The sequence below is a fragment of the Haloferula rosea genome, from assembly GCF_016595525.1.
GTDB classification, from domain to species: domain Bacteria; phylum Verrucomicrobiota; class Verrucomicrobiia; order Verrucomicrobiales; family Akkermansiaceae; genus Haloferula; species Haloferula rosea.
In genome coordinates this window covers 212,900-228,049 of the sequence record NZ_JAENII010000002.1, presented here as the reverse complement: position 1 = coordinate 228,049, position 15,150 = coordinate 212,900, and the positions used below count along the sequence as shown (strand labels likewise).

The window sequence follows — 15,150 nt, the reverse complement described above, 5'->3', positions numbered from 1 at the left end:
TGTCACACTTGCGTCCCGAGGCGCTCCACGTTAGCTACTCGCCCATGTATGAAGCTCCCATCATCGCGACCGCGGATGTCACGCGGGTCCTCAAACCTGAACTCTACCAAGTTCGGCTCCCGAATGGGAAATTGAGCCTCGGACACCTCTCCAAGGAACTCTCCGAAGCGAAAGCCACCGCCAAGGTCGGCGATCAGGTCACCCTTGAACTCACCCCATTCGACTTTGACTCCGCAAGAATCGCGGCCATCCAGCCGGACCCACAGTCAGCCTGACCAATGGACAAAAAAAGAAGCGGCCCGATCGATCCTCCTCTGGAAAAACCCATAAACCAAAGGTGCTTTCAACCGGGCCGCCTACAATTTGTCGCGACGCCGGATAAATAACCGGGCGCTAGCATCCGTCAACACTCAAATTGCATTTCGTCGAAGTTTTTTCCCTCGTGGGAATGGGCGAGATTTCCCCTTGGCCCCCCACCCTTCGAACTACTAGAAACTCGGTCACATGAAGCCCGATAAGCTCCTCGCCGCCAACCGTGGCGAAATTGCCATCCGAATTTTTCGCGCCGCCAACGAGCTTGGCCTGCAAACCGTTTCGATTTACGCCGAGGAAGATCGGTTCTCACGCCATCGCTTCAAAGCCGATGAAGCCTACCTCCTCGATCAAGAAAAGGGCCCGGTAGGAGCTTACCTCGACTTTGAAGGAATCGTTTCACTCGCCAAGGCACGTGGAGTGAACCTCATCCACCCTGGCTACGGTTTCCTCTCCGAGAATCCTGACTTCGCACGGGCCTGTGCCCGGGAAGGCATCACCTTCGTGGGACCATCCCCCGAGCTCTTGGAAAAAATGGGCGACAAGACAGCAGCCCGCGAGCTGGCCAAGGCCCATGATGTCCCGGTCCTGCCCGGCACTGAAGATGCGATTACCGATCGAGACACCGCGATCACGGTCGCACGCGAGATCGGGTTTCCTCTCATCATCAAGGCGGCCTTCGGTGGAGGCGGCCGCGGCATGCGGGTCGTGAAGAAGGAAAGCGAACTGGCCGGCCTCCTCGCCGAAGCGCAGGACGAAGCCCAGAATGCCTTCGGAAATCCAGCAGTCTTCCTCGAGCGCTACATAGCCAAAGCCAAGCACATTGAGGTCCAGATCCTCGGGGACCAGCACGGCAACGTCGTCCACCTCCACGAGCGCGACTGCTCCGTCCAGCGCCGCTACCAGAAGGTGGTCGAGATCGCTCCCTCCATCGACCTCGACCCCAAGGTTCGGGAAGAACTCTGCGCGGCTGCCGTCGCCCTCGCAAAGGGCATTGGCTACGACAACGCAGGCACCGTCGAATTCCTCTATGACATGGACCAGAAGGACTGGTTCTTCATCGAAATGAACCCCCGCATCCAGGTGGAGCATACCGTCACGGAGTGCGTGACAGGTATCGACCTGGTTCGGTCACAGATCCTTGTCGCCAAAGGCTTCGCCCTCGACAGCCCGGAGATCGCCATCCCTTCTCAGGATGAAATCCCCTGCAACGGCTATGCCATTCAATGCCGGATCACCACGGAAGACCCAACGAAGAATTTCGCTCCGGACTACGGACGCATTCTGAACTACCGGTCCGCCGCCGGCTTCGGCGTCCGTCTGGACGCAGGCTCCGGTGATGCAGGATCCGTCATCACCCCCTTCTATGACTCGATGCTCGTGAAGCTCACCACCATGGGACGCAGCTTCGACATCGCCTGTGTCCGCATGGATCGAGCACTGCGCGAATTCCGCATCCGAGGGGTCAAAACCAACATTCCGTTTCTCGAGAACGTGATTGCGGACTCCACCTTCCGCGCCGGACTGGCCCATACCAAGCTGATCGACTCGAAACCCGAGTTGATGCAGTTCAAGCCCCGCCGCGACCGCGCAACCAAACTGCTTTCCTACCTGTCCGATGTCACCATCAATGGCAACGACACCGCCAAAGGCTGGAAACCCTCTTCCATCATCCTCCAGCCTCGGGTTCCCAAACCCACCACGCCGGCAAATCCCCCGCCCTCCTCGCGCGACGTCCTCCTCGAAAAGGGACCCGAAGAGTTCAGCCAGTGGATCCTGGATCAGAAACGACTTCTGATCACCGACACGTCGATGCGCGATGCCCATCAATCGCTCATCGCAACCCGCATGCGGACACGCGACATGCTCCGTATCGCCGACGCATACAGCCGCGGACTGCCGGGCCTCTTCTCCCTCGAAATGTGGGGAGGCGCAACCTTCGACACCGCCATGCGCTTCCTCAAGGAGTGTCCATGGGAACGCCTCCGCCAGCTTCGCGAGAGGGTCCCGGGCATTCTTTTCCAGATGCTCTTCCGTGGGTCGAATGCCGTTGGTTACTCGAACTACCCGGACAACGTCGTCGCGGGTTTCGTGAAGCATTCGGCCGATTCCGGCATGGATATCTTCCGCATCTTCGACTCCCTCAACTACCTGCCCAACATGCAGGTCGCCATGGAAGCCGCGAGGGACCACGGCAAGGTGCTCTGTGAAGCGGCACTCTGCTACTCCGGTGACATTCTCGACGAGAAACGCGACAAATTCTCCCTGTCCTACTACCTGAAGAAGGCCAAGGAACTGGAGAAGATGGGGGCGCACATCCTCGCCATCAAGGACATGGCAGGCCTCTGCAAACCCCAGGCCGCCTACAATCTTGTCCATGCGCTGAAGCAGGAGATCAGCATCCCGATCCATTTCCACACCCACGACACCTCCGGCCTGAATGCGGCTTCCGTCATTGCCGCCGCCCGTGCCGGAGTGGATATCGTCGACCTCGCGATGGCCTCGATGTCGGGTTCCACCTCACAACCGAACCTCAACTCGGTCTGCGCTTCGCTGGCGAACTCCGAACTCGATCCACAACTCGACTTCGACACACTGAACGACATCTCCGACTACTGGGAAGAGGCCCTCAACCAATATGAGCCGTTCAACTCCGCTCCACGCGCAGGCACGGCGGAAGTCTATGAGCACGAGATGCCGGGCGGTCAGTATACCAACCTCCGGGAGCAGGCGAACGCCATGGGACTCGGCCACCGCTGGCGCGAGATCGCCCGCACCTATGCCGACGTCAACCAACTGTTCGGCGACATCGTGAAGGTGACCCCCTCCTCCAAGGTCGTCGGCGACATGGCCATGTTCCTCATCACCCGAGGCATCAAGGCCGCGGACGTGCCGAAGCTGAAACCGGGTTCCATCGATTGGCCGGAAAGCGTCATCGACATGCTTGCCGGTGGACTTGGACAACCCGACGGCGGCTGGCCAAGCGACGTGCAAAAGGTCGTCCTGAACCAGAAGCCGGCCACAACCCGACGCCCCGGCGAACTCGCCGCGTCCATCAACCTCAGGCAGACCAAGGAGCACCTCAGCGACATCCTCAAGCGCGAGGCCTCTGACAACGACCTCTACTCGCACCTGATGTATCCCCAGGTCTTTGATGAATTCAACAAGACCAAGGCAAAGTACGACGACCTCAGTAGTCTCCCCACCCCCGCGTTCTTCTACGGACTCCAGTCCGGAGAGGAGATCGAGGTCGAGATCGATCAGGGCAAGACCCTGTTCGTCAAACTGGTGTCGATCGGCGAGGCGGACAAGGAAGGCCGCCGCACCTTGTTCTACGAATTGAACGGCATGCCGCGTGAAAGCGTCGTCATCGACCGGGCACTGGCTGGAAGTGACGGGCCTGCACGCCGGAAGGGTGACCCAGCGGACGACACCCATGCTTGTGCCCCGATGCCCGGCATGGTCACCGAAGTCGCCGTCTCACCCGGCCAGCAGGTCGAGGAAGGCGAAAAACTCGTCGTTCTGGAAGCCATGAAGATGCTGACCACCGTCAGCGCCACTCGAGCCGGCACGATCAAGGACATCCTCGTCCGGAAGGGCGATCAGGTGGACAGCGACGACCTGCTTCTGGAACTCGACGCCTAGTCCAGTCAGGCTGCCTTGCGGCGCCAGGCCCCCACCACGACTCCGAGCCCCCCGACTACGAAGATCATGGGAAACCAGATCGAGTAGCCGGGGCCCTTCGACTCACGGTGAATCACGGCGTTCTCCGCATTCAGTGGATCCACCCTGCACTCGTGGACGGATCCCACCGGATAGAACTCCATGAGAGCCTTCGCTTCCTCCGGCCGCTTGCTCCATGATGCTCCACGCAGACTGAACTGATCCGATTCTAAAGTTTCATCATCCCATTCGTAAGAGTAGCCGATGAGGAAACGGAACTCCGGCGGCAGGTCGGGATCGACCCGCCGCTCTTCGACTTCGGAAATCTCGATCACACACGGTACCAGCGGCCAGCCGTCGATCCCCCCTGCCCGATGGAAGCTACGCCACATCAACCAGGTGAAGACCGCTCCCGCCGTGGCGAGAAGGAGGCCAATCATCGTCAGGTATAGTCTGGCTCCGGTCGTTTGATTCGCCATGCCCCGACTTAATCCGACCTTGGCGTTCAGGCAACCCCCTCCTGCCCTTTCCGGAAGGCGCTCGGTGACAAGCCGGTCGCACGCTTGAAGGCCGTCGAAAAGTAGTGGACTCCCGAGTACCCGCAGTGATCCGCAATTTCCGCCACCGTGTAGTCCGACTGGCGCAACAATCGCTGGGCCTCCCTGATCCGCCGCTGCACGATCTCCTCGTGCAGGGTTCTCCCCACCTCGCGGCGGAAGCGCTGCTCCAACGCACGCCTCGAAAGCCCGGCATACCTGACGATGGCTTCCACCGACAGCTCACCAAATCCCAGCACCCGGATTCCGTGGAGCACCTTGGCCACAATCGGGTCCTTGCTGGATGACTGCCCCGTGCTGTCCCTCCGAATCGTCCGCAAGGTCTTGATCCGCAGGATTCTCCGTTTCGAAAGTTTTCCGTCCATCAGACGATGGACCACCCGCGCCGCTTCGTAGCCTTGCTGCCAGTAGTCCGGAGCAATCGCCGTCAGAGGCACCGCCGAGAGCTCACTCGTACGCTGAATGTCCTTATCCACCGTAATCAGGCTTACCTCGCGCGGAACACTCACCTTCACACGCTCCAACTCCTCGACCAGTGAATAGAGCACGCCTGCATGCGGTGAGAAGCAGCCACAGACCTCGGATTGCTCACTCAGCTCCCCGGCGACCGCCCTCACTCGGTCGGGGAAAACGGGTCGATCGCCCGTTTCCCAGGCACCGCTGGCTCTGACATCCAGCCCCAGCTTGCGCCCCTCCAGTCTCAAGCCCGCAAAACAACGGACTGCGACAGGGTCCAGTCTGCTGGTCAGCACAAACACCCGCCTGATTCCCAAATCCCGGAACTCGCGTGCCGCCTGCACACCGACATTCACAAAATCGATCTGAACCAGCGGCCCGCTCCTTCGCTTCCACAAACTCAAATGAACCTTGGGAATGCCCATCTGATGAATCATCTCCACCGAGGACTCGGCATCCACGATTCCAAGGATCGCGCCATCCCACCCCGGATTCGAAGGCATCCAGTCAGCCCTGACGCTCCACCTTGCGTCAATGCGAAGGTCATACTGCCGCGCATACGCACCGGCTCCCTCCACCACGTCGGCGGAAAAGAAGTCCATCAACACCCCGATCGTTCGCTGTTTCCCCATGCCTCTGAACTTTGTTCGATTCGAAACGGATTGCGCAATATCGAAAACAAATAGCGCAATTTTGGAAAGACGGGGTCCTTTGAAGTTGATCAGGGTGAGAGCGATGAAAAAACACCTGATCTCATTAGTGACCGGCTTGGGCCTCGGTTGCGCCACTGCCACCCCGACAACCGTGGTGGAGGAAGCCTTCGCCTACGCCGATGGAGACATCGACACCATCGGCACCGGAGGCCTTGGCTGGGACGCCACCGAAGGAGGCTGGCAAACTGGAAACTCACTGACCGCTGCCAACCACTTCGGCGTCCAATCGGGAGCTGCCATCTACACCGGTGGCAGCGTCGGCACCTACACCGAGCAGAACCGCACATTCGCCGCTGCACTGACGAGCAGCCAATCGGAGACCATCGCCGTTTCCTTCACACTGCTTCGCCCCGAAACACAGACCGGACGCGGCATCGGCATCTATCTCACCAATTCGGGAAACAATGAGTTCTTCATCGGCCACCACGTGAATGGCGGTGCGGGAAATGGAGCGGTCGTCGGTCTGGCAACCACCATGGCCAACAATGGTTACCTGCAGAACTTCACCACCTCTCCAAGCACTCAATCGATCACAGCCACCATCAGCTACGATGGTGCTACGACTTCAATCGTACTTTCCGACAGCGACGAGACCGTCGCAGCGCACACCATCCCCGGAACCTTCACCTTCGATGGCATCAGCGTGGCCGGCTACAACGGGAGCACCTCCACCAACGGGATCGACGACATTCTCGTCACCACCACCCCCACCCCGGATCCATGGGCTTCGACCGAGCTGTTCGTAGCTCTCGAAAACGGAGGCGGAGCGGAAACCTACGCACTGCCCATCTCCAACATCGGCCTCACGCAGACGCTCAATATCACGAGCGTGACCGCGACCGGGACCGACTCGCCGGATGTTTCCGCAATCACCTTCCCTTCCACGATCGCTCCAGGCGCCTCTGACGAGATTGGATTCACCTTCACCCCGACCTTCGGAAGTGGAAACTACGGCTTTGAACTCGAGGTCGCCTCGGATGACACGAACGCTCCCTCCCCACTCGTCATCTTTGTCGACATGCTCGTGGTCGACCCCTCCATCGAAGTCGATGTCGCCAGCGTGGATTTCGGTTCCCTGGCAAACAACCCCGGAGCACAAACCAGCAATGTCACCATCAGCAACGCGGGCTCCTCGGAACCACTCGAAGTCACGGCCCTGACACTCGCAGGCTCATCGGCCTTCACCATCACTTCCGCCCCGGCCCTGCCATTCACCATCGCCCCGGGCGCCGATCAGGTCATTGAAATCTCGTTCGACCCTGGTTCCCAACCCGGAACGTTCAGCGGCACCCTGACCATCGTTTCGGACGACTTCAACAACACCGAGCCAATCATCGACCTCAGTGCCACCACCGCGGTCAGCAGCAATCTTGTCGCCCAGTTCACCTTCGGCACCGACTCCGAAGTTCGGGATCTCACGAGCTCCGATGCAAGCCCGGGATCGGTCGCCTCGGACCTTGGAGAGATCGACCTCGCCAGCGGCGCACGACAGGAGTTCGGAGGGATCATCACCAATGCCACCTCAACGGCTCTCAACTCGATCGACGGCAACGCGGACGGCTGGGCACGGCGCGACGCCCCGAACGGCACCGTCGACCCGCTCACCCAGGCACCGACCGATGGCTACACCTTCACCATCACCCCGGGAGGTGGCACCACCGTTGATTTCACCAACGAGGGATGGCTCAACCTTGATGCCGGCGTTTTCACCACCGTTGGAGGAACCAGTGCCTTTGACTTTTACCTGTCTGTCGACGACGGCACGAATCCGGTCTTTGTTCTTGGCCCTGTTTCCGGCCCGTCGGTCAGCACCAACACCGAGGCCACCGCAAACCTCTCTTTCGATGTCAGTTCGCTTGGCACCAAAACCACTCCGGTGACCTTCACGCTGATGCCCAAAACCACCGGCAACACGAATGGAGTTTCCTCCCAGGCTGCCGGCTTCGTCGACAACATCACGCTGAGTGCCGAAGAAACCATCCCTCTCAACCCATCGCTGGTGGTCAACGCCACCAACGATTTCCTCAATGAGGGCCTCGCCGATTCCTATTCGGTCAGCGTCAGCAATTCGGGTGCCGCTGAACTCACCATTACCTCGGTGACAGGCGATGGTTCCGGTGATGCCTCAGCATTCACCAACATCACCTTCGATGGCACCATCGCCGCCGCCGGTGGAACCGGACTGATCAATTTCGACTTCACTCCGGCAGGACCGGGTGTCGCGACCACCAATTTCGTGATCACCTCGAACGACCCGAACTCCCCCACCACCGTGGCGGTATCGGTGAATGTCCTCGATCCGGAAATTCTGGTCGATACCACCCCGTTGGACTTCGGCACATCGCTTCCATCACCGGGTCAGCAAACCTTGACCATCAGCGTCACCAACGACGGTGAGGACAACGACCTCGAGATCAACGGCACGAATCTGACGGGAGCCGGGGCAGCCGCCTTCTCCATTCTCAGCACACCTGCCCCCATCGCCCCGGGCAACAGCGACGACATCGTGGTCGCATTCGATCCCGGCGCGACAGAAGGTCAGTTCATCGCCGCCGTCGAGATCCTGTCGAATGACTCGGGAGGCGCGACTCCCAGCGTTGACCTGTTCGGTCTGGTCGAGCCCACGATTCCAAGCGGAGTGGTGGTCGCACGGTTCGACTTTGATGCTCCCATCGAGATCGCCGACAACCCTTTGGTGGACGCGGACAGCTCACTTGGATCCCCTTGGATCACGTCGGGATTGATCGACCAAGCAACCGGCACCGGAGCACTTGCCGGTTCAAACCAAGGTCCGGACAACCGTGGCATCTACACCGGATCCACTGGCAACTATCTTGGTTTCAGTGCCAACCGCGAATCAGACGGTCAGACTCCGATCCTTGCAGGCGGTAATTCCGAATCCACATGGGTTCGCTTCTCCGTCGCACCAGAAGCAGGCACCGGCTTGATCGATTTTTCAGGAGGAACCGCCAGCTTTGACGCCTACACCTTCAACATTCTGGGTGGGACCGTCTCCGTGGACTGGACCCTCTACTACTCGATGGACGGAGGATCGTCATGGACAGCCCTGACAACTCAGGCAGGAACCGCAAGCGCTGGAGGCACGGCAACCGTCCCTCTCAGTTGGGACCTGACATCCATCGGTAGCCGCACGACAGCCGTGGACTTCGCGCTCGACCCCGTTTCGACCGGATCCACCAATGGCAGCGACGGCCAGAGACACGTCGGAGTGGACAACCTGATCATCACCGCAGGGTCGGTGGGCATGGTCGCTCCCGGCTTTGACACTTGGGCCAGCACCAACAGCGTAGCCAACGATCCGGACGGTGACACCGACCTCGATGGCATTCCTGAACTGCTGGAGTATGCGCTCGGACTCGACCCGAACGTGCCCGACGGCTCACCAGGCACCTTGTCCAACGGAGTCTTGAGCTTCAACAAGGGAACCGAAGCCGCAGCCGCTGGTGACCTCATCTACTCGATCGAGACGTCAAGTGACCTGGGAGTCACCGACCCATGGGCACCCGTCACCCCTGACATCAATGACTCCACGGAAATCTCCTACACGCTTCCAGCAGGCGAGGATCGAATCTTCAGCCGATTGAACGTGGTTCAGGCACCCTGAAATCTAGCCGACCTAGAACTCCCATTGATCTTTTCCGGGCAACGCGGGCATCCGTTGCGAGCAGTTGGCGGGAGGACCCGGAGGGGTTCTCCCGCCATTCTTCAATGGGACGATCCTCGGCCTCAAGGGAGCCATTCAGGACCAGAATTCATCTACTGTGCCGCTTTTGATACAAATCGGGAAATTTTATCACCTTTCTTATCATTTCTTGATCCTTTCTTGCCATTGCCACACATACTGTGCATACATTCGCCAAGATGATCGGTGTTTCAACGCTCAGCTCTTCTCCAAGCGATGACCGAAGAGGCATCCCCCGAGTCGGATCAACCGACTTCGGTTAAAGAATCCATGCTCCTCGCTTTTTTGGCCCACAAGTTGCTTTTTCAGCCATCCCAACACCCTGCCAACGGAGCTGATATCCATTCTCCCTGCGCATCCCAAACCAGATTCATCCAATGAGAATCAAGCAATTCATCAAACGCCGTGTTCGCCGCCAAGGCTTCAGCCTGGTGATCACGATCACCATGATGGTGCTTCTTTCCCTTCTCGCCATCGGACTCCTCAGCCTGGCGAGCGTCACCCTGAGAAGCTCCAGTCAAAGCGACGCCATGAATGAGGCGCGAGGAAACGCTCGGATGGCACTCATGCTCGCGATTGGCGAGCTACAGAAGCACGTTGGGCAGGATACCCGGGTCACGGCGAATGCGTCCCTCGTGGACGCCTCAACAGCCAATCCCTACTGGGTTGGCGTTTGGAAAACGCGGACCGGCGAAGCACTCGAATCCGGGGATGCGGGCATGCACGCCATCGATCATCACGAAAGCCCCCGCTTCCTCACCGACCTACGCACCAGTGAGGGGTCCGAGGGCCCGACCTCATGGCTTGTCAGCCAGCCGTCAGGTGAGACGGCCGATCCGAACGAGTCTGCCGGCGATGATTGGGTGACGATTCTGGAGACCAATGATGACGCGACCCGCGTGCGCGTGCCCCGCGTTCGACTGGATGACGACGCCGGTTCCTTCGCATGGTGGGTCTCCGACGAAAGCCAGAAGGCGCGCGTCAACCTGCCGGACTTGCAGGAAGAGAATGAGACCTTCTCGCTTGTAGCGGCTCAGGACTTCGACTTGGAACGGTTCGAAAGCTCAACCGCCGGAACCGTCCTTGCCGGGCACTCCGCCCAACCCAAGGATCGACTCCTTTCCGTGGCGAGCCTCGATACAGCGGGTTTGCTCGATCTGGACGCTCCCACTGCCCTTCGGGATTCTCTTGCCGAGGTCAGTCACCATCTCACCGCCCATTCCGAGGCCCTGTTCACTGATGTGAAAAACAGCGGCCTGAAGCGTGACCTGACGACCTTCATGGCCCTTGGAGACATCGCCGACCGCGGAGGTTTGGTGGGAATCCGCGAGTCCGACCCCATCCTCCCGGGTGAGCACCACCAGAAGACCGGGCCGCGATTCGGCGCCCTCAAGGGCTGGTCCGATCTCGCTGACGAACTCAGTGGAAGCTCGGGCATGGCAAGCTTGTCACCCCGCCCCCCGAACACATACAGGCTCTCGGTCAGCAATTCCGCCGCTGGCGCCGTCAGGGACCTCACCAATGTCTCGAAGCCAGCGATCCAACCCGTGGTCGTGGAAGCATCACTCGGGTGGGACTTCTCACCCTACAGCAAGCCCGGCCAACCGGCGGTCGAATACATGCGCGCCCACATCATGCCGCGCCTGATCCTGTGGAATCCCTACAACGTCACCCTCACCGCAACACGCTACGTCACCATGCTCAAGCATCCGCTGTACGGCGGATTCCAAGTGCGGGGGCAGACCTTCAATACCCGCAGCAACCGCTTCTATTTTGACGATTTCTGCGGCAAACCCACCGAAGCCTTCCTCGGCTTCGTGACGGAGCCGACCGAGCTTCTTCCCGGCGAAACCAAAATCTTCACCCCTTCCGTCGCAGCCTCGAACGGCAGCAAGCTCCACGGCAAGGCCGCCTACTTTGACCCCGTTAATTATTCGTCGAATGTCCTGACCGCCGAGCAAATCCCCGGAGTTGAAAACTTCTACTACGATACCAATTTCGTGCTGCCTGCGGAGACGCCCCAGAACCGCTACAACTCGTACGGTTTCTCCAGCAACATGAACAGCTTCTACGCCACTCCGGGATACTCCGATGAGTTCATCGTGGCGCAGGACACCGGAAGCGGATCCGGACGGGTGACCTGGAGCGATGTCACCCGCGGAGACTCCTACCCCCGGGTCGCCCACTTCTTCTGCCAGAACTGGGGCTTGAACCGCTACCACAAGTGGTATGGAGCGGAGAAAAGCGATCACCCTTCCAACAACGGCACCCAGTTCCGCGAGTTCCGGCCAGGTGCCAATGACATCGGTTCACTCGACAATCGTCGCGCCCCACGACTGTGGCGCCGCGGCGTCCGGATGGCGTGGTTCGATGATGAAGCCGAGTATGTCGCCACGGGCAAGAAAGTCCCGAAAGCACGCTTCACCGTTCCCTGGTTTGCATCGGCCAACATCCGCGGCGGCATGGTGTATCACTCGAGCTGGCTGAACATCCCCTTCGCGAAGGGCTGGCAGTTCCCGGCCGCGGACAGCCACATGTACTTCCGTCAGCCAACGGACCCTTCACTGCTGTCCAATTTCTTCCCTCCGTCCCCGGTCGCCGCACCGGACGACTCGTTCCCAAGCACGGCAACGCTGTACGATGTTCCTCGTAGCGAGGTCGGAATCATATCCCTCGGCCAACTCCAGCACGCCCAGCTTTCCTACTCCAGCTGGCACCCCTCGTTCGTCATCGGTCACAGCCAGTCGACCATGAATGCCGACCTCGACGCCACCGCCATCCGCGACAAGGTGAACGACCCCAACCGCTGGACCGGCGACAAGCCGTGGGAATACGACCCACTCATCCAACAAGGGCGCAGCGCCAACGAGCATGATGACGAGGTCCTCATCTACGATCTTTGCTTCGAGGCCAACGAAGCCCTCTGGGACCGCTTCATGGTTTCCTCCATTCCATTCGATGGCAGCGGCAGCAATCGTCGCCCGAACTGGGACGGGCAGGAGCCCCTTCCCGTCGGAACCTATGTCTTCAACGACGGGGCCTCGCGTTGGAGTCGTGAGCGACTCAGGAACGAGCTCACATCGGATCCTGCGATTGCCTATTTCGAAGCCTCCGAGTTCCTTGTCAATCGAGGAGCCATCAATGTCAATACGACGTCGAAGGAGACTTGGAAGGCCCTGCTGAGCTCGATGCGGGGCCTCGCTCGCGAGTCCCTGGATGGAGGTCGTTCGGATGGAGAACACCCCCTCTCGCGCTCAGTCATCAGCAAGTCTCCCGGAGTCACATCACTCCGGACCCCGCAGGAATCCAATGCTTGGAACGCCTTCCGCTCGCTGAGCGATACGGAGATCAACAACATCGCCACTCTAATCGTCCGCCAAGTTCAAGAACGGGGGCCGTTCCTTTCGGTTGCCGACTTCGTCAATCGCCGGCTGAACGAGGACCGGGATGAAAGCCGCCGGGGACTCCTTGATCAGGCAATCAAGAACGCCAGAACCATCAACCGTGCCTTCGACCGGAATGGCCAGACCGACACCCGGGACATCGGAGATGTCTCCACCGCGGCACACCGCCCTGAGGTGATCAGCTATGGGCTTCCGGGTTTCTTCACCCAAGGTGACCTGCTGACCGCGATCGCACCCGCCATCACGGCTCGGGGTGACACCTTCAAGATCCGCGCCTACGGAGAGGCCGAGCGAGCCAACGGATCAGTCGCCCGTGCCTGGTGCGAGGCGGTGGTTCAGCGCAGCGTCGATTACCTCGACCCCACGGATGCCCCCACCCAACCCGCCATCGATGTCACCAACGGCGAAGCCACCGTCAACAAGCTCGCCCCAACGAACCTCCGCTTCGGCCGACGCTTCAACGTGGTTTCCTTCCGCTGGCTCTCACCCGCCGAATTCCAGATATGATCCGCCCCGCCCTCTGCTTCGCTCTCAGCATTCTGACCCCGCTGAAGGCCGCCGACTCCGACTCGGAGAAGAACCCCGCGGTCACCGCATCCATCATTCCCGTCGGCGCCAACTCGGACGCCTACTGGGAAGGTGACGGCCCCGGCATGCGTGCGATTGCGCTCGACCCGGATGCCGCTCCTCCAGCGACCCTGTCGTTCCGCACCAAAAAGGGCCTGCTGACGATTCCGACGACTCTGAACCGGCCCAGCCCTGCCATGCCCGTGATGGCTGGAAGGCTGCGGGTATTCGCCAATTCAGAGGCGATAGAGAACGAAGACCCACCGCTCTTCGCGGATTTCCCGATCACTGCAGCCAGCGGTCACTATGACATCTACGTGACCCGTTCACCCAAGAGGAAAACCTGGGAAGATCCTGAGTCCCTGACCCTCCCATCGGACAGCCAGTCCTTCCCGATGGGCTCCTTCCGGCTCATCAATCTCTGCAACCAGGGAGTGAAGGCAAGGATCGGAACCCAAGTGGTCAACGTGCCTGCAGGCAAGGCCCGCATTCACCCACTCCCCTCCGCTTCACAGGGCAAGCTGGTCGCCGTGCAGGCGGCCCATGCCGACAAGGGCGAGGTGAAGATTTTCCTGCGTTCCGGAATCCGAATCTCCGGTCAGGAGCGCGCCAATCTCATCTTCTACCCGGGCCGCGATGCCAAAAACCCGTGCAAGGCCACCTGGTACCACCAACCGGTGCCCTCGCTCATGACCGCAGAGGAGAAGAAGCCGTAGCGGCGCCGATGCGTCGGCATCAGCCGCCCATCAGTTTCACTTCCTCCTTCACCATCCGCTTCAGCTCCGGCGGTCCCACCACCTGCGCCTTGCTCCCGAAGCTGAGAACCCAGCGCACCACCTCCTCAAGCGAGCCCGCCTCGAAGCAGACCTCCACCTTGGTGCCCTTCGCATTCAATTCACGCACTTCCTGAGTCGGGTGCCATCGACGCTCACGGGCAAGGCGGGCCGCGTAGTCGCTGAGCTTGACCTGCACCAGGGTCAGTGAGTCGTCACCCGCCACCGTCCAGACTCCGAAACTACGCCGAAGATACTCCCGGCCGTCGAAATCGGCCGGTGGATCGAATCGACGGCCACTGACCTTGAGGCGTGTGATGCGAGGGAGGGCAAAGGTCCGCAACGCACCGCGATCCTCATCATGCCCGATGAGATACCAACCGCCATCGACCTCGCCAAGATGGAGCGGGTGCACCCGACGCGCCTCAGCGCGATCGGCACCCAGCTTCCGGTAGTGGAAACTGACCTCGAGCCGCTTCACCACCGCCTCGGCCAACTCACCGAACAGCTTCACCTCCCGGGCTGGCAACTGCGGAACCTTGCGGGAAAATGCCTCATCGAGGTCCGCCCAGTTCAACTCCACCCGCTCGCTCATGCTCCGGCACAAGCGCCCGAACGCGGCCCGCATCTTGTCGGCCAGTTCGGTCCCGCGGATCGCGTCCGCCGCCGTCCTTGCCAGGAACATGGCGGCGATCTCCTCGGCACCGATCTCGAAATCAGGGAAATCATCCACCTCCCCCTCATAGTAGAATCCGTGGCGCTTCTTGTCATACACCAGAGGCAACCGGAAGCTGTCGCGCATGAAGGTGATGTCGCGCTGCACCGTCTTCGGCGTCACTTCCAACTCTTTGGCAAGGGACGAACAGTTCGGCAGCCGTCCTTCCGCAATCGCCTCGTGGATCCGGTGCATCCGCTCGAACGGCCGCCTCGTATGCTTTTCGCCGTCTCCCATCGCCGCCACCACTTCTTCCCTGAATCGAGCCATGCGATCATCTAACACAC

Annotated in this window: 8 protein-coding genes; 5 read left to right on the top strand and 3 right to left on the bottom strand. The window is 60.3% G+C overall.

What is annotated here, in order from left to right; translation table 11 throughout:
• The first annotated feature begins 44 nt into the window (after positions 1-44).
• Complete coding sequence (locus JIN81_RS02965) at positions 45-275, top strand: S1 domain-containing protein (RefSeq protein WP_234044427.1); 231 nt, start codon at positions 45-47, stop codon at positions 273-275.
• A 229-nt stretch (positions 276-504) separates the two neighbouring features.
• On the top strand, positions 505-3,957 hold the full coding sequence (locus tag JIN81_RS02960) for a pyruvate carboxylase (RefSeq protein ID WP_200276170.1): 3,453 nt from the start codon (positions 505-507) through the stop codon (positions 3,955-3,957).
• 5 nt (positions 3,958-3,962) lie between these two features.
• Here the strand turns inward: JIN81_RS02960 and JIN81_RS02955 are convergent, their stop codons facing one another.
• Positions 3,963-4,454 carry a DUF3592 domain-containing protein gene (locus JIN81_RS02955; protein ID WP_200276168.1) on the bottom strand — a complete coding sequence of 164 codons (492 nt, stop codon included), beginning with the start codon at positions 4,452-4,454 and terminating at the stop codon, positions 3,963-3,965.
• 26 nt (positions 4,455-4,480) lie between these two features.
• Entirely contained in the window at positions 4,481-5,620 is a 1,140-nt protein-coding gene (locus JIN81_RS02950) for an AraC family transcriptional regulator (protein WP_200276166.1), read from the bottom strand.
• Positions 5,621-5,723: 103 nt separating this feature from the next.
• On the opposite strand from JIN81_RS02950, the gene JIN81_RS02945 reads away from it, so the two are divergent.
• The 3 genes from JIN81_RS02945 (at position 5,724) to JIN81_RS02935 (ending at position 14,091) form a co-directional block, all read left to right on the top strand.
• Positions 5,724-9,326 (top strand): beta strand repeat-containing protein, encoded by a 3,603-nt coding sequence (locus JIN81_RS02945; protein WP_200276164.1) that lies wholly within the window; start codon positions 5,724-5,726, stop codon positions 9,324-9,326.
• Between the two features lie 455 nt (positions 9,327-9,781).
• The gene (locus JIN81_RS02940) at positions 9,782-13,315 is read left to right on the top strand and encodes a hypothetical protein (protein ID WP_200276162.1); all 3,534 of its coding nucleotides are present in this window, start codon (positions 9,782-9,784) and stop codon (positions 13,313-13,315) included.
• On the top strand, positions 13,312-14,091 hold the full coding sequence (locus JIN81_RS02935; RefSeq protein ID WP_200276160.1) for a hypothetical protein: 780 nt from the start codon (positions 13,312-13,314) through the stop codon (positions 14,089-14,091). The genes JIN81_RS02940 and JIN81_RS02935 overlap by 4 nt, the downstream gene beginning before the upstream one ends.
• 19 nt (positions 14,092-14,110) lie before the next feature.
• On the opposite strand, the gene JIN81_RS02930 is transcribed toward JIN81_RS02935, so the two are convergent.
• A complete protein-coding gene (locus JIN81_RS02930) occupies positions 14,111-15,133 on the bottom strand; it encodes a helix-turn-helix transcriptional regulator (protein WP_200276158.1) in 1,023 nt (340 codons plus the stop codon).
• Between the last annotated feature and the right edge of the window lie 17 nt (positions 15,134-15,150).